At 40.2% G+C, this 15,115-nt stretch carries 18 protein-coding genes; 17 read left to right on the top strand and 1 reads right to left on the bottom strand.

Translation table 11 applies throughout. The annotated features are described in order from the left end of the window. From PAN06_RS09250 to PAN06_RS09185, 14 genes are all read left to right on the top strand, one after another. Positions 1–1,071, top strand: a 1,071-nt coding sequence (locus PAN06_RS09250; protein ID WP_269796151.1) for an FtsW/RodA/SpoVE family cell cycle protein, incomplete at its 5' end; no start/stop codon positions are given. Between the two features lie 10 nt (positions 1,072–1,081). Next, entirely contained in the window at positions 1,082–1,636 is a 555-nt protein-coding gene (locus PAN06_RS09245; RefSeq protein WP_269796150.1) for a DJ-1 family glyoxalase III, read from the top strand. Between the two features lie 219 nt (positions 1,637–1,855). Further along, the gene (gene rpsF / locus PAN06_RS09240) at positions 1,856–2,146 is read left to right on the top strand and encodes a 30S ribosomal protein S6 (protein WP_001151778.1); all 291 of its coding nucleotides are present in this window, start codon (positions 1,856–1,858) and stop codon (positions 2,144–2,146) included. Between the two features lie 11 nt (positions 2,147–2,157). Beyond that, positions 2,158–2,628 (top strand): single-stranded DNA-binding protein SsbA, encoded by a 471-nt coding sequence (gene ssbA, locus PAN06_RS09235; RefSeq protein WP_000609606.1) that lies wholly within the window; start codon positions 2,158–2,160, stop codon positions 2,626–2,628. A 31-nt stretch (positions 2,629–2,659) separates the two neighbouring features. After that, the gene (gene rpsR, locus PAN06_RS09230; RefSeq protein WP_000068664.1) at positions 2,660–2,899 is read left to right on the top strand and encodes a 30S ribosomal protein S18; all 240 of its coding nucleotides are present in this window, start codon (positions 2,660–2,662) and stop codon (positions 2,897–2,899) included. 222 nt (positions 2,900–3,121) lie between these two features. Further along, positions 3,122–3,625 (top strand): GNAT family N-acetyltransferase, encoded by a 504-nt coding sequence (locus PAN06_RS09225; RefSeq protein WP_269796149.1) that lies wholly within the window; start codon positions 3,122–3,124, stop codon positions 3,623–3,625. An 81-nt stretch (positions 3,626–3,706) separates the two neighbouring features. After that, on the top strand, positions 3,707–5,107 hold the full coding sequence (locus tag PAN06_RS09220; RefSeq protein ID WP_269796148.1) for a bifunctional Cof-type HAD-IIB family hydrolase/peptidylprolyl isomerase: 1,401 nt from the start codon (positions 3,707–3,709) through the stop codon (positions 5,105–5,107). A gap of 1 nt (position 5,108) precedes the next feature. Further along, on the top strand, positions 5,109–5,471 hold the full coding sequence (locus tag PAN06_RS09215) for a S1 RNA-binding domain-containing protein (protein WP_000689605.1): 363 nt from the start codon (positions 5,109–5,111) through the stop codon (positions 5,469–5,471). Between the two features lie 52 nt (positions 5,472–5,523). Continuing rightward, complete coding sequence (locus tag PAN06_RS09210; protein WP_000390769.1) at positions 5,524–6,273, top strand: tRNA1(Val) (adenine(37)-N6)-methyltransferase; 750 nt, start codon at positions 5,524–5,526, stop codon at positions 6,271–6,273. Then, positions 6,263–6,550: a GIY-YIG nuclease family protein gene (locus PAN06_RS09205; protein WP_033689123.1), complete on the top strand. Its 288-nt coding sequence runs from the start codon at positions 6,263–6,265 to the stop codon at positions 6,548–6,550. The genes PAN06_RS09210 and PAN06_RS09205 overlap by 11 nt, the downstream gene beginning before the upstream one ends. Before the next feature lie 82 nt (positions 6,551–6,632). Beyond that, on the top strand, positions 6,633–7,568 hold the full coding sequence (locus tag PAN06_RS09200; RefSeq protein ID WP_084929702.1) for a manganese-dependent inorganic pyrophosphatase: 936 nt from the start codon (positions 6,633–6,635) through the stop codon (positions 7,566–7,568). An 86-nt stretch (positions 7,569–7,654) separates the two neighbouring features. Further along, positions 7,655–8,167 (top strand): YiiX/YebB-like N1pC/P60 family cysteine hydrolase, encoded by a 513-nt coding sequence (locus PAN06_RS09195; protein ID WP_269796147.1) that lies wholly within the window; start codon positions 7,655–7,657, stop codon positions 8,165–8,167. Then, positions 8,151–8,801 carry a DUF1803 domain-containing protein gene (locus PAN06_RS09190; protein WP_269796146.1) on the top strand — a complete coding sequence of 217 codons (651 nt, stop codon included), beginning with the start codon at positions 8,151–8,153 and terminating at the stop codon, positions 8,799–8,801. The genes PAN06_RS09195 and PAN06_RS09190 overlap by 17 nt, the downstream gene beginning before the upstream one ends. A 101-nt stretch (positions 8,802–8,902) precedes the next feature. Continuing rightward, the gene (locus tag PAN06_RS09185; protein WP_000051182.1) at positions 8,903–9,094 is read left to right on the top strand and encodes a CsbD family protein; all 192 of its coding nucleotides are present in this window, start codon (positions 8,903–8,905) and stop codon (positions 9,092–9,094) included. Positions 9,095–9,140: 46 nt separating this feature from the next. On the opposite strand, the gene PAN06_RS09180 is transcribed toward PAN06_RS09185, so the two are convergent. Further along, positions 9,141–10,586 (bottom strand): UDP-N-acetylmuramoyl-L-alanyl-D-glutamate--L-lysine ligase, encoded by a 1,446-nt coding sequence (locus PAN06_RS09180; protein WP_269796145.1) that lies wholly within the window; start codon positions 10,584–10,586, stop codon positions 9,141–9,143. Positions 10,587–10,691: 105 nt separating this feature from the next. On the opposite strand from PAN06_RS09180, the gene PAN06_RS09175 reads away from it, so the two are divergent. The 3 genes from PAN06_RS09175 to PAN06_RS09165 all read left to right on the top strand — a co-directional run. Continuing rightward, complete coding sequence (locus tag PAN06_RS09175; RefSeq protein ID WP_269796144.1) at positions 10,692–12,314, top strand: polysaccharide biosynthesis protein; 1,623 nt, start codon at positions 10,692–10,694, stop codon at positions 12,312–12,314. 204 nt (positions 12,315–12,518) lie between these two features. Beyond that, entirely contained in the window at positions 12,519–14,477 is a 1,959-nt protein-coding gene (locus PAN06_RS09170; protein ID WP_120770402.1) for a peptide ABC transporter substrate-binding protein, read from the top strand. Positions 14,478–14,789: 312 nt separating this feature from the next. Further along, positions 14,790–15,115, top strand: a 326-nt coding sequence (locus PAN06_RS09165) for a hypothetical protein (RefSeq protein WP_269796143.1), incomplete at its 3' end; no start/stop codon positions are given.

Here is a 15,115-nt window from a genome sequence, read left to right as displayed (position 1 = left end):
GCCTTGGGACTTGTAATTGGTTTTGTGGTCATGCTCTTCAATACAGAATTTCTTTGGAAGGTGACACCCTTTCTATATATTTTAGGCTTGGGACTTATGGTCTTACCTATCGTCTTTTATAATCCAAGTTTAGTTGCATCAACGGGTGCCAAAAACTGGGTATCGGTAAATGGTGTTACCTTGTTCCAGCCGTCAGAATTTATGAAGATATCCTATATCCTCATGTTGGCCCGTGTCATTGTCCAATTTACAAAGAAACATAAGGAATGGAGACGCACAGTTCCGCTGGACTTTTTATTAATTTTTTGGATGATTCTCTTTACCATTCCAGTCCTAGTTCTTTTGGCACTTCAAAGTGACTTAGGGACGGCTTTGGTTTTTGTAGCCATTTTCTCAGGAATCGTTTTATTATCGGGGGTTTCTTGGAAAATTATTATCCCAGTATTTGTGACTGCTGTAACTGGAATTGCTGGTTTCTTAGCTATTTTTATCAGCAAGGACGGTCGGGCTTTTCTCCATCAACTGGGAATGCCGACCTACCAAATCAACCGTATTTTGGCTTGGCTCAATCCATTTGACTTTGCTCAAACAACGACCTATCAGCAGGCTCAAGGACAGATTGCCATTGGAAGCGGTGGCTTGTTTGGACAGGGTTTTAATGCTTCTAATCTGCTTATTCCAGTTCGAGAGTCGGATATGATTTTCACGGTTATAGCAGAAGATTTTGGCTTTATTGGCTCTGTCCTTGTTATCGCCCTTTATCTTATGCTGATTTATCGTATGTTGAAGATTACTCTTAGATCAAATAACCAGTTCTATACCTATATTTCTACAGGTTTGATTATGATGTTGCTCTTCCATATCTTTGAGAATATCGGTGCCGTGACAGGTTTGCTTCCTTTGACTGGGATTCCCTTGCCTTTTATTTCGCAAGGAGGATCGGCTATTATCAGTAACTTGATTGGCGTTGGCTTGCTTTTATCGATGAGTTACCAGACTAATCTAGCTGAAGAAAAGAGCGGAAAAGTTCCATTCAAACGGAAAAAGGTTGTATTAAAACAAATCAAATAAGGAGAAAATCATGGTAAAAGTAGCAGTTATGTTAGCTCAAGGCTTTGAAGAAATTGAAGCTTTGACAGTTGTAGATGTCTTGCGTCGTGCAAATATTACTTGTGATATGGTTGGTTTTGAAGAGCAAGTGACTGGTTCGCATGCAATCCAAGTCAGAGCAGATCGTGTCTTTGATGGCGATTTATCAGACTATGATATGATTGTTCTTCCTGGAGGGATGCCTGGTTCTGCACATTTACGCGATAATCAGGCCTTGATTCAAGAGTTGCAAAGCTTCGAGCAAGAAGGAAAAAAACTAGCAGCCATTTGTGCTGCACCAATTGCCCTCAATCAAGCAGGGCTATTGAAAAACAAGCAGTACACTTGTTATGACGGTGTTCAAGAGCAAATTCTTGATGGTCACTACGTCAAGGAAACAGTAGTGGTAGATGGTCAATTGACAACCAGTCGAGGCCCTTCAACAGCCCTTGCCTTTGCCTACGAGCTGGTAGAGCAATTAGGAGGAGGTGCAGAGAGTTTACGAACAGGAATGCTCTATCGAGATGTCTTTGGTAAAAATCAGTAAAACGGATCCGTAATCTCTATAGTTTGATAAATACTAAAATATTAATCATTCTCTATAGAGTTGTATTTTTTAAGAAGATGATTCGTCATCTTCTTTTTATATTTCGGTGTTTTTACTTGCGTAAAAAAATGTTTTCTAGTATAATAGTTTATTGTGAGCGAACCTCACTTACCCCTTGTAAAGTCTTGGGGTCATTAGACCAAAAGGAGGAACATATCAATGGCTAAATACGAAATTCTTTATATTATTCGTCCAAACATTGAAGAAGAAGCTAAAAACGCTTTGGTAGCACGTTTTGACTCTATTTTGACTGACAACGGTGCAACTGTTGTTGAATCAAAATCTTGGGAAAAACGTCGTCTTGCATACGAAATCAAAGATTTCCGTGAAGGACTTTACCACATCGTTAACGTTGAAGCAAACGACGACGCAGCTCTTAAAGAGTTTGACCGTCTTTCAAAAATCAACGCTGACATTCTTCGTCACATGATCGTCAAAACTGACGCGTAAGAAGGTAAACTATGATTAACAATGTTGTACTTGTAGGGCGTATGACACGTGACGCTGAGTTGCGTTATACCCCATCAAATGTAGCAGTTGCGACTTTTACTCTTGCAGTAAACCGTACATTTAAGAGTCAAAATGGCGAACGTGAGGCTGATTTTATCAATGTCGTTATGTGGCGCCAACAGGCTGAAAACCTTGCTAACTGGGCTAAAAAAGGCTCACTTATCGGGGTGACAGGTCGTATCCAGACTCGTAGTTACGATAACCAGCAAGGACAACGTGTCTACGTGACAGAGGTCGTGGCTGAGAATTTCCAAATGTTGGAAAGCCGTAGTGTGCGTGAGGGTCACACAGGTGGGGCTTATTCTGCACCAACTGCAAACTATTCAGCGCCTACAAATTCAGTACCAGACTTTTCACGTGATGAAAATCCATTTGGAGCAACAAATCCATTGGATATTTCAGATGATGATTTACCATTCTAATGGACAATTAAAATTATAAAGGAGAAAAAACATGGCTCAACAACGTCGTGGCGGATTCAAACGCCGTAAAAAAGTTGATTACATCGCAGCAAACAAAATTGAATATGTTGATTACAAAGATACTGAGCTTCTTAGCCGTTTCGTTTCAGAACGTGGGAAAATCCTTCCTCGTCGTGTAACAGGAACTTCAGCTAAAAACCAACGTAAAGTAACAACAGCTATCAAACGCGCTCGCGTAATGGCTTTGATGCCTTTCGTAAACGAAGATTAAAAAAGAGGTCCGGGCGGACCTCTTTTTCATGAGCTCGGAAAAAAGAAAGCGAATTAAGACCCGGTTGGGTCTTTTTTTCACGAGCCTTGAAATGAGAGAGCGAGTTTGGGTCCAGTGGACCTCTTTTTCACGACCCGGTTGGATCTTTTTCACGAGATAGTTTTTTTCTGACCTTGGCGTGCTATAATGGTAATAGAAAGAGTAAAGGTGGGTAAGTTAAAGATGAATTGTACGATTAGAAATATGATTAAGTCTGATATTGAATCCTTATTTCATGGCTTTATCAATCAGGGTTGGCCTGGTAGAGAGGAAATTTTGGCTAGATATTTTCTGGAACAGGAAAGTGGGGAGAGAGAAGTTTTAGTTGCAGAGATTGATGGTGCTGTAGCGGGCTACGTTACCATTTTACCCTCTGCTAAACATGGTCCTTTTGCAGAAGTCTATCCAGAATTATCAGATTTTAATGTGTTTGAGCCTTTTCGAAATCAAGGGATTGGGAATCAACTGCTAGAAGAAGCAGAAAAACGAGTCAAGTTTGTTTCGAACAAGGTCACTCTTGGTGTAGGTTTGCACTTAGGCTATGGCCCTGCCCAGAGATTGTATATCAGACGGGGATATATTCCAGATGGGACAGGTGTCTGGTATCGAAATCAACCCTTGGAAATGAATGCAACTAGCCAAAATAATGATGATTTGGTTCTGTATCTAGTAAAGGAATTCGGATAAGAGACAAGGATTTCATTGGGGGTGTGGGATTTGCCTACTTTATGGTATAATGGAAAGAGTTAGATTGAAAGAGGTAGTGAGATGGATGCCAAATTAAGATATAAGGCAAAGAAGATAAAGATTATCTTTTTTGATATTGATGATACATTGCGAAATTCCAAGACCGGTTTTATTCCAGCTTCAATCCCAACTGTTTTTAAGCAATTACGTGAGAAAGGAATCTTAACAGGTATTGCTTCTGGACGAGGGATTTTCGGTGTCGTTCCAGAGATTCGTGACCTCAAGCCTGATTTTTTTGTAACCTTAAACGGGGCCTACATCGAAAATAAAAAAGGTCAGGTCATTTACCAACATCAGATTGAAAAGTCAGATGTTGAAGAGTATATCTCTTGGGCCAAGCAAGAAGGAATTGAGTATGGCTTGGTTGGGAGTCACGATGCCAAGTTGTCGACTCGCACTGATATGATTAGTGAAGCTATCAATCCAATTTACCCTGATTTAGATGTGGATCCCGATTTCCACGAGAAAGAAGATATCTATCAGATGTGGACCTTTGAAGATAAGGGAGATGACTTGCACTTTCCTGACAGTCTCTCTGACAAACTTCGTATGGTTCGTTGGCATCAACATTCGTCTGATATTGTGTCGATTTCAGGCTCCAAAGCGACGGGTGTGGAAAAGGTTGTGGAACACCTTGGCTTGAAACCAGAGAACGTCATGGTTTTTGGAGATGGGCTGAATGACTTGGAACTCTTTGATTATGCTGGAATCAGCGTTGCCATGGGAATTTCTCATGATAAAATCAAAGAAAAAGCAGATTATATAACAAAAACACTAGAAGAAGATGGCATTTTTAATGCCTTAGAAGGATTTGGTATGGTAGAAAAAGAATTGCATTTCCCACAAGTAGATATTGAAACAGTAGAAGGTCCGTTGGCGACTATTAAGACCAATCACGGAGACTTGCGCATCAAGCTCTTCCCTGAACATGCTCCTAAAACAGTGGCTAACTTTGTAGCTCTTTCAAAAGATGGTTACTATGATGGTGTCATTTTCCATCGTATTATCAAGGACTTTATGATTCAAGGTGGAGACCCAACTGGAACTGGTATGGGTGGCGAGTCAATCTACGGCGAATCATTTGAGGATGAATTCTCAGAAGAACTTTACAATATCCGTGGTGCTCTTTCCATGGCCAATGCTGGTCCAAATACCAACGGTAGCCAGTTCTTTATCGTGCAAAATCAACATTTGCCTTATTCTAAGAAAGAAATTGCTCGTGGTGGTTGGCCAGAACCGATCGCAGAAATCTATGCTAACCAAGGTGGAACTCCTCACCTAGACCGTCGACACACTGTTTTTGGTCAGTTAGCTGATGAAGCTTCTTACGCTGTTTTGGACGCCATTGCTGCTGTTGAGACAGGGGCTATGGACAAGCCAGTTGAAGATGTCGTGATTGAAACAATTGAAATCGAGGACTAAGATGAAAATCGGTGATAAGCTAAAGGGGCGTATTACAGGGATTCAGCCCTACGGTGCCTTTGTTGAGCTAGAGACGGGTGATACGGGGCTGATTCACATTTCAGAGATTCGGACAGGCTTTATTGAAAATATCCAAGAAGCCTTGAAAGTCGATGAAGAGGTTCAGGTTCAGGTAGTGGATTTAGATGAATTTACAGGGAAAGCCAGTCTTTCTATCCGCACTTTGGAGGAAGAAAAGCACCAGTTTCCGAGACGGAGACGCTTTTCAAGCGACCGTTTTAACTACGGCTTTGCGCCTCTCAAACGAATGATGCCAATTTGGACCAAGGAAGCTCTCCAACATTTGAAGAATCAGAAGCACTAGTTAGAAACCTCTATCTTTTGTAATGTTAATATGAATTTGCTATAATAGGACCATGGAAGAAGAACAATTATTAAAATCGGGGGAGCGCATTAACCAGCTCTTTTCGACAGATATTAAAATCATTCAAAATAGAGAGGTTTTTAGCTATTCGGTGGATAGTGTTCTCTTGTCACGTTTTCCACGTTTTCCTAAAAAGGGCTTGATAGTGGATTTTTGCGCTGGAAATGGAGCAGTTGGGCTATTTGCTAGCACTCGGACTCAGGCACAGATTTTGGCTGTTGAGATTCAGGAGCGTTTGGCAGATATGGCTGAGCGCTCTGTCCGTTTGAATGGTTTGGAAGAGCAGATGGAGGTCATCTGTGATGATTTGAAAAATATGCCTGCTTACATTCAGGGAAGTAAGGTAGATATGATTTTGTGTAATCCGCCCTATTTCAAGGTGGATCCTCATTCCAATCTGAACGAGAGTGAACATTATCTCTTGGCGCGACATGAAATCACGACCAATTTGCAGGAAATCTGTCGTAGTGCCCAGAGTATTCTTAAATCGAATGGACGCTTGGCCATGGTTCATCGTCCTGATCGGCTTTTAGATATCTTGGACAGCTTACAACGGCATAATCTAGCCCCTAAGCGCCTGCAGTTTGTTTATCCAAAAAGAGAAAAGGAAGCCAATATGCTCTTGATTGAGGCTATCAAGGATGGCTCGACAAGTGGCTTTAAGGTTTTGCCACCTCTCATTGTCCACAATGATGATGGCTCTTATACGCCGGAACTCGAAGAGATTTATTATGGATCATAAGGCTTATATGTACGTGCTGGAGTGTCGTGATGGATCTTACTATACAGGCTATACGACTGATGTGAGAAGACGCCTCGCTGTCCACAATAGTGGGAAGGGAGCTAAATATACACGAGCACGATTGCCAGTCAAACTCATCTATGCTCAAGGTTTTGCCAGTAAGGAAGAAGCCATGTCGGCAGAAGCCCTTCTCAAGCGTAAGAAGAGGCCACAGAAGGAAAGATTTTTATCTGAAAATCAAGATAGAAATTTACTCAGTTATTTTGAAGAATCGTGAGGAGTCCTTTGACTCCTCTTACTTTTGTCAAAAAGCGAAAAAAATGCTACAATAAAGAGAATAAACAAAATGAGGTATTATCATGTCTAAGATTCTAGTATTTGGTCACCAAAATCCAGACTCAGATGCCATCGGGTCATCTGTAGCCTTTGCCTACCTTGCAAAAGAAGCTTACGGTTTGGATACGGAAGCTGTTGCACTTGGAACTCCAAATGAAGAAACAGCCTTTGTCTTGAACTATTTTGGTGTAGAAGCACCGCGTGTTATCACTTCTGCCAAAGCAGAAGGTGCAGAGCAAGTTATCCTAACTGACCACAATGAATTCCAACAATCTGTATCAGATATCGCTGAAGTAGAAGTTTATGGTGTTGTAGACCACCACCGTGTGGCTAACTTTGAAACTGCAAGCCCACTCTACATGCGTTTGGAGCCAGTTGGGTCAGCGTCTTCAATCGTTTACCGTATGTTCAAAGAACATGGTGTAGCTGTACCTAAAGAGATTGCTGGTTTGATGCTTTCAGGTTTGATTTCAGATACCCTTCTTTTGAAATCACCAACAACACACCCAACAGATAAGGTTATTGCTCCTGAATTGGCTGAATTGGCTGGTGTGAACTTGGAAGAATATGGTCTTGCAATGTTGAAGGCAGGTACTAACTTGGCCAGCAAATCTGCTGACGAATTGATTGACATCGATGCTAAAACTTTTGAATTGAACGGAAACAATGTTCGTGTTGCCCAAGTAAACACAGTTGACATCGCTGAAGTTTTGGAACGTCAAGCAGAAATCGAAGCTGCAATGCAAGCTGCCAACACAGCAAACGGCTACTCTGACTTTGTCTTGATGATTACAGATATCGTCAACTCAAACTCAGAAATCTTGGCTCTTGGTGCTAACATGGACAAGGTTGAAGCAGCCTTCAACTTCAAACTTGAAAACAATCATGCCTTCCTTGCTGGTGCCGTTTCACGTAAGAAACAAGTGGTACCTCAATTGACTGAAAGCTTTAATGCTTAAGATTTTGAGTGTTAATTCAAATTAGGAAAGGCTAGTTTGACTTATATCGAAAGGAGTTTCGGCTCCTTTTTTTCTAGGAGTGAAGCATGTTAGAAAATGGCGATTTGATTTTTGTGAGAGATGAGTCAGATATGGGGCAGGCCATCCAGACTTCCACAGGCGACTATAGCCATGTTGCGATTTGTTTGGATGGGATGATTTACCACGCTAGTGGACAGGCTAGTGTGGTCTGTCAAGAACCAGCAAACTTCTTTGAGCCCAATCATTTGTACGACCTCTATGTTTACCCAGAAATGGATATCCAGTCTGTGAAGGAAAAAGCTTGCAAACATCTGGGAGCTCCTTATAATGCTTCTTTCTATCCAGATGAAGCTGGTTTTTACTGTTTCCAGTACATGGCAGAAATTCTACCGATATTTGAAACCATACCTATGAAATTTGGGGATGGGGAGCAGGAGATTAGTGATTTTTGGAGAGAGTATTACAGAGGACTAGGTCTGCCTGTTCCTTTGAACCAGCCGGGGACCAATCCTAGTCAGTTGGCAGCATCGCCTCTGTTAGAATGTAAAGAAAGGAATCTTCATGATTCAGATTTTTAATCCATCTCGTTTGACGAGACAGCCATTTTTTAGAGAATTGATCCGCTATCTGGACCAGCATGAGGATGTGATTTTACGAGAAATTAAGGCTCAATTTCCAGATGTTGCAGTTGATAAACTCATGGAAGAGTATATAAAGGCAGGCTTGATTCTACGAGAAAATAAGCGCTATTACCTTAATCTTCCTATGCTTGAATCACTCGATAATCTCGAACTGGATCAAGAGATTTTTGTTAGCGAAGATAGTCCGGCCTATCAAGCCTTGTTAGAGCAGAGTTTTGAGACGGAATTACGAAATCAAACCAATGCAGCTATTTTAGTTGAAAAGACGGACTTTGCGAGATCAAAAATGACCCTTTCCAATTATTTCTACAAGGTCAAACATCAGTATCCTTTGACAGAAAAACAGCAGGATCTCTATGACATTTTGGGAGATGTTAATCCTGAGTATGCTCTCAAATATATGACGACTTTTTTGTTGAAATTTCTCAAAAAAGACCAGCTTATACAGAAACGCCGTGATATCTTTGTGGATAGTTTGGTCGTCCTAGACTATATTGTCCAAAATGAAGAGGGGAAGTATGAGTTGACCGTCGATTTTGACAAGGAGAGATTAACTTTCTACTTAGCGTGAAATTTTGTTTCTGAGCACATTGTTTGACTTTCCTTAGGATTAAGTATAAACTATATGTAACCGGTAACACATATCGGAATAAAATTAAAGGAGACAATCATATGTCACTTGAAAACAAATTGGAACAAGCAACAGGCGCTATCAAAGAAGGATTTGGTAAAGTTACTGGGGATGGTAAGACTGAAGCAGAAGGTGCTGTAGAAAAGACAGTTGCTAAGGCAAAAGAAGTAGTTGAAGACGCTAAAGGTGCTGTAGAAGGTGCCGTTGAAGGTTTGAAAAACGCTTTTAAATAAAAATAGAAAAAATCAAGGGTTTCATTTCCCTTGATTTTTTACTATCTTATAAATAATTTTCTGCGACGGCTGCATCTCCAGGATAGGCTTCTTTCTTTCCTTGGACGATTTGGTAGCAATCGGCTCCCTTACCGGCGATAATAACTGCATCTAATTCTTGACTTGTGATAGTCAAAGCTGCCTTGATAGCTTCTTGGCGATCCGCAATTTTTTCAACAGGATGATTGATGTAGCTACTGATTTCATCCGCAATGGCCATTGGGTCTTCGTAGTTGGGGTCATCAGCAGTCAGAAAGACTTGAATCTCAGGGTGTTGATTGAGGAGGAGGCCAAAGTCCTTACGACGGCTTTCTCCTTTATTTCCTGTCGAACCGAGAACCAGAGCAATTTTTCCAGTTTGATGAGTTTCAACCACATTGATGAGTTTTTTCAGACTGTCACCATTGTGGGCATAGTCGATGAAGACCTTGGCTCCATTTTTCTGGGTGAGGACTTCCATACGACCAGGAACTCGGGTTGCAGCGATTCCTTTTTTGATATCCTCAAGACTAGCTCCGAGACGGAGGCAAGCAAGTCCAGCAGCAACGGCATTTTCTTGGTTGAAGTGTCCAATGAGTTGAATATCATAATCTCCAGCGAGTTTACCACTAGCTGAAAAACTGAAGGCTTTGGAATTCTCGATTTGGTTGCTCGACTGACTACCGTAGAAATCATGGTCTTGATCTGCCACCTGTTCTTTTAGTACAGAGAAGTGGTCCATGTCACTGTTAATGATGACTGCTCGGCTATTTTTCATCAAGAGACGCTTATGGTAGAAGTAGTCTTCAAAGCTAGGGTGTTCAATCGGGCCGATATGGTCTGGACTGATATTGAGGAAAACTCCCACATCAAAGGTTAGACCATAGACACGTTTGACCAGATAGGCCTGACTGGATACCTCCATGATGAGGTGAGTACGGTCATTTTGCACAGCTTGATTCATCATGTCAAAGAGGTCAATACTCTCAGGGGTTGTCAATGCAGACTTAAAGAAAGTTTCGCCATCTAGAGTTGTGTTCATAGTTGACAACATAGCAGGTCGATGCCCTTGAGATAAGATGTTATAGGCGAAATAGGCTGCTGTTGTCTTACCCTTGGTTCCAGTAAAGGCAAGGAGTTTGAGTTTGTCCTGTGGATTTCCATAAAATTCCATGGCAATCAAACTCATGGCTTTCTTGATATCACTGACGATAATAGCAGGAATACCAACTTCATAGTCTTCTTCAGCCATATACCAACCGAGGCCTTGAGAGATGGCTGAAAGCAGAAATTCCTTCTTAAAGGAAGCCCCCTTGACGAAAAAGAGGCTCTTCTCTTTGGCCTTGCGGCTGTCATAACAGATGGTATCAAATACGACATGGCTGTAGTTGTAGTGATAGTGTCCTTGGTCGATAATCTCACGGAAGAGACTATCTTTCTTTAAAATATCTAATACGGTTTCAATCTTAATCATACTTTCTATTGTAAACCGAAAGTCGTAAATTTACAAGTGACAAGGAAAAGTTTATAATGGAAGATGAGGAATTTTTCCTAGTGATTAAAATTAAATGAGGAATCTATGTCTAACGAAAACAATCACCAGCAGGCCCAGATGTTACGGGGGACTGCTTGGCTAACGGCTAGTAACTTTATCAGTCGTCTACTCGGTGCCATTTATATCATCCCTTGGTATATCTGGATGGGGTCTTATGCGGCTACAGCAAATGGTCTCTTCACCATGGGCTATAATATCTATGCCTGGTTCTTGCTGATTTCAACAGCAGGGATTCCAGTTGCGGTGGCCAAGCAAGTGGCCAAGTATAATACCATGCGAGAAGAAGAGCATAGCTTTGCCCTGATTCGGAGCTTTTTAGGCTTTATGACAGGACTAGGTCTGGTTTTTGCTTTAGTCTTGTATCTCTTTGCTCCATGGCTAGCAGACTTGTCGGGTGTAGGGAAAGACCTGATCCCAATCATGCAGAGTTTGGCTTGGGCGGTCTTGATTTTCCCATCTATGAGTGTTATCCGAGGCTTCTTCCAAGGGATGAATAACTTGAAACCTTATGCCATGAGCCAAATTGCTGAGCAGGTCATTCGTGTTATCTGGATGCTCTTAGCTACCTTTATGATTATGAAAATGGGCTCAGGAGATTATCTAGTAGCGGTTACCCAATCCACCTTTGCTGCCTTTGTCGGCATGGTAGCTAGTTTTGCAGTTTTGATCTATTTCCTTGCCAAAGAAGGATTACTTAAAAGAGTCCTTGAAACAGGAGATAAGATTAATAGTAAGCGTCTTTTGGTCGATACCATTAAGGAAGCCATTCCTTTTATCCTGACAGGGTCTGCTATCCAGCTTTTCCAGATTTTGGATCAGATGACCTTCATCAATAGTATGAGCTGGTTTACCAACTATAGTAATGAAGACTTGGTTGTCATGTTTTCTTATTTCTCAGCCAATCCTAATAAAATCACTATGATTTTGATTTCCTTAGGAGTTTCGATTGGTGGTGTAGGCTTGCCACTTTTGACCGAAAACTATGTTAAAGGTGATTTGAGGTCTGCCTCTAAATTGATTCAAGATAATCTAACGATGCTTCTATTGTTTCTTTTTCCTGCAACAGTGGGAGTGGTCATGGTCGGTGAACCTATTTATACCATATTTTACGGGAAGCCAGATGGTTTGGCATTAGGTTTGTTTATCTTTGCGGTCTTGCAGTCAACCATTTTGGGTGTATATATGGTTTTGTCACCAATGCTTCAGGCTATGTTCCATAACCGTAAAGCAATCCGTTACTTTTTCTATGGTTCAGTTGCTAAGCTAGTCTTGCAATTACCAACAATTTATCTTTTTCACAGTTATGGTCCTTTGATTTCAACATCAATCGCTCTTATCATCCCTATTCTATTCATTTATCGTGAACTATGTAGGGTAACAGGAATGAGAGGTAATGTGGTATTTAGGAGAACGATTTTAATCAGTTTGTTGACTTTTGTTATGTTCATCGGTGTAGGCGCTATTCAGTGGGTACTGGGATTTGTCTTCCAACCAAGTGGACGTTTGTGGAGTTTTCTATATGTAACTCTTATCGGTGCCATGGGTGGAGGAGTTTATGGAATTATGAGCCTCCGTACCCGTTTATTGGATAAGGTGATTGGAAAAGCCCAAGCAGATCGCTTACGAATCAAATTAAAGTTAACTTAAAAAATATTTATAAATAAAAGGGATAATTTGAACATTTCTATCATGAAATGCTTGAATTATTCTCTTTTTTATTAATTTGTAGAATAATAACTAAAGTTTGTAGATGGTAATTTAATTTTTCTTAAATTTTACTTAAAAATCTATTGACTAAATAAAACTCAAGTTGTATAATAAGACAAATATTTAAATCAGGAGGTTCTGGAGATGAAAAAGTCTAAAGCCAAGTATGCAACGCTTGCAGGTGTCGTATTAAGTGCAGGTATTTTATTAAGCGCGTGTGGAAATTCCAGCACAGCGTCAAAAACATATAACTATGTTTATGTTAGTGATCCGTCTAGTTTGAATTATCTAGCAGAAAACCGTGCAACAACTAATGATATCGTGGTTAATTTGGTAGATGGACTCATGGAAAATGACCAGTATGGAAACTATATTCCATCCTTGGCAGAGGATTGGAGTGTTTCTAAGGACGGTTTGACCTATACCTACAAACTACGTAAAGATGCTAAATGGTATACTGCAGATGGAGATGAATATGCTCCTGTAACTGCCCAAGATTTTGTAACTGGTTTGAAATATGCAGCTGATAAAAAATCAGAAGCCTTGTACTTGGTGCAAGAATCCGTTGCTGGTTTAGATGACTATATCACTGGTAAAACAACAGACTTTTCAACTGTCGGAGTCAAGGCTCTTGATGACCAAACGGTTCAATATACCTTGACACGACCAGAATCTTACTGGAACTCAAAAACAACTTCAACCATTCTCTTCCCAGTCAATGCGGATTTCTTGAAATCAAAAGGGGATGATTTTGGAAAGGTAGACCCATCTAGCATTTTGTACAATGGACCTTTCTTGATGAAATCCTTTGTTTCAAAATCTGTCATTGAATTCAAGAAAAATCCTAACTACTGGGATGCTAAAAATGTCTTTGTAGATGATGTGAAATTGGCCTATTATGATGGTAGTGACCAAGATGCACTGGCTCGTAACTTTGTAGAGGGTGCTTATAGCTACGCTCGCCTTTATCCAAATAGTTCAAGTTTTGAAGGAATTAAAGAAAAGAATAAGGACAATATCATCTATAGTTTACAGGATGCTACTTCTTACTTCTTAAACTTTAACCTAGATAGAAAATCTTATAAATTCACTTCAAAAACAAGTGATGCTGAAAAGAAATCGACTCAAGAAGCGGTTCTTAACAAGAACTTCCGTCAAGCCATTAATTTTGCCTATGACCGTACAGCTTACGGGGCTCAATCTCAGGGAGAAGATGGAGCAACTAAGATTTTGCGTAACTTGGTTGTTCCTCCAAACTTCGTAAGTATCAACGGAAAAGACTTTGGTGAAGTAGTAGCCTCTAAGATGGTGAATTATGGTAAGGAATGGCAAGGAATCAACTTTGCGGATGCTCAGGATCCATACTACAATGCTGAAAAAGCCAAGGCTAAATTTGCAGAGGCTAAGAAAGAACTCCAAGCTAAAGGAGTCCAATTTCCTATCCACTTGGACATGACAGTTGACCAAGCTGCTAAAAAGGGTGTCCAAGAGGCAAACTCTATGAAGCAATCTATTGAAGCAGCCTTAGGTGCAGAGAACGTTGTAATTGATATTCAACAACTCACTACTGAAGATTATGACAATACAAGCTATTTGGCTCAGACTGCTGCTCAGAAAGATTACGATCTATATAACGGTGGTTGGGGTCCTGATTACCAAGATCCTTCAACCTATCTTGATGTCTTTAATGTTAATTCTGGTGGTCTGATGCAAAATCTAGGTTTAGAGCCAGGTGAAGCCAATGACAAGGCCAAGGCTGTTGGACTAGATGTCTACACTCAAATGTTGGAAGAAGCCAATAAGGAACAAGATCTTGCAAAACGCTATGAAAAGTATGCTGATATCCAAGCTTGGTTGGTAGATAGCGCTTTAGCAATTCCAAATGTGTCTAAGGGTGGAACACCAGTATTGAGAAAGACAGTTCCTTTCTCAGAACCATATTCATTAGCTGGTAATAAAGGTATTGAATCATATAAATACCTCAAAGTACAAGATAAGACAGTCACAAAAGAAGAATATGAAAAAGCCAAAGAAAAATGGCTGAAAGAAAAAGAAGAATCCAATAAAAAAGCCCAAGAAGAATTGGCAAAACACGTCAAATAAGGATTTTTCAAGAAAAACGATGGTTTCGAAAGAAGCTGTCGTTTTTTAATAGAATGATAGCGAAGTTGGAAGAAAAGTGCTTACATTTTTTAAATTGTTTATCAGATTTATGATATAATGAATATAATAAAAGTTGCGAAAAGTTATTTTCGAAGGTCTCTCATAGCTAATTGAGGATACATAGATTAAATTAATTTTATAGGAGGGATACTGTCTACTAAAAAGTAAGATAAAACGCAACAAATGATAAGTTCTTCTTTTATGTGAAGAGTTCTTATCTGCCTATTTACTAATCGTTATGGAGGTATCATCATGGGTGCTATTATGGAGTTTGCGACAGAAAAACAGATTGCATCATTTCTTTCAAGTTGTCGCATTGAAGGGCAAAAGAATTTTCTGATGGCTTTTAAGAAAAAGACATGGTTGAAATCCTTTATTGATTTTTTCATTATAGGCGGTTCCTACTATGTTCAGTCGAGTGTGAAGCCTAAGATTCTGGCATTCACACCTAAGGGAATCTACTTGATGGACATCAGTGATGTAACTGAAAATCGTTCTAATCAAGTCTTTGAGATGTCTTGGGATGATGTTAAAGATTTTACTTATCAGACAGTCTTGAATACAGTTAGATTTAATTG

It is taken from the genome of Streptococcus sp. SM3 (genome assembly GCF_027497875.1).
Note: the sequence above shows the minus strand (reverse complement) of the source record. Positions and strands in the feature narration are given on the sequence as shown.

Excerpts from the sequence above, each read along its gene's own strand:
- rpsR (WP_000068664.1), top strand. The coding sequence starts at position 2,660 with ATGGCTCAACAACGTCGTGGCGGATTCAAACGCCGTAAAAAAGTTGAT.
- PAN06_RS09185 (WP_000051182.1), top strand. The coding sequence starts at position 8,903 with ATGTCACTTGAAAACAAATTGGAACAAGCAACAGGCGCTATCAAAGAA.
- PAN06_RS09225 (WP_269796149.1), top strand. The coding sequence starts at position 3,122 with ATGAATTGTACGATTAGAAATATGATTAAGTCTGATATTGAATCCTTA.
- PAN06_RS09175 (WP_269796144.1), top strand. The coding sequence starts at position 10,692 with ATGTCTAACGAAAACAATCACCAGCAGGCCCAGATGTTACGGGGGACT.
- PAN06_RS09245 (WP_269796150.1), top strand. The coding sequence starts at position 1,082 with ATGGTAAAAGTAGCAGTTATGTTAGCTCAAGGCTTTGAAGAAATTGAA.
- PAN06_RS09210 (WP_000390769.1), top strand. The coding sequence starts at position 5,524 with ATGGAAGAAGAACAATTATTAAAATCGGGGGAGCGCATTAACCAGCTC.
- PAN06_RS09205 (WP_033689123.1), top strand. The coding sequence starts at position 6,263 with ATGGATCATAAGGCTTATATGTACGTGCTGGAGTGTCGTGATGGATCT.
- PAN06_RS09180 (WP_269796145.1), bottom strand. The coding sequence starts at position 10,586 with ATGATTAAGATTGAAACCGTATTAGATATTTTAAAGAAAGATAGTCTC.
- rpsF (WP_001151778.1), top strand. The coding sequence starts at position 1,856 with ATGGCTAAATACGAAATTCTTTATATTATTCGTCCAAACATTGAAGAA.
- PAN06_RS09215 (WP_000689605.1), top strand. The coding sequence starts at position 5,109 with ATGAAAATCGGTGATAAGCTAAAGGGGCGTATTACAGGGATTCAGCCC.
- PAN06_RS09220 (WP_269796148.1), top strand. The coding sequence starts at position 3,707 with ATGGATGCCAAATTAAGATATAAGGCAAAGAAGATAAAGATTATCTTT.
- ssbA (WP_000609606.1), top strand. The coding sequence starts at position 2,158 with ATGATTAACAATGTTGTACTTGTAGGGCGTATGACACGTGACGCTGAG.
- PAN06_RS09190 (WP_269796146.1), top strand. The coding sequence starts at position 8,151 with ATGATTCAGATTTTTAATCCATCTCGTTTGACGAGACAGCCATTTTTT.
- PAN06_RS09195 (WP_269796147.1), top strand. The coding sequence starts at position 7,655 with ATGTTAGAAAATGGCGATTTGATTTTTGTGAGAGATGAGTCAGATATG.
- PAN06_RS09200 (WP_084929702.1), top strand. The coding sequence starts at position 6,633 with ATGTCTAAGATTCTAGTATTTGGTCACCAAAATCCAGACTCAGATGCC.
- PAN06_RS09170 (WP_120770402.1), top strand. The coding sequence starts at position 12,519 with ATGAAAAAGTCTAAAGCCAAGTATGCAACGCTTGCAGGTGTCGTATTA.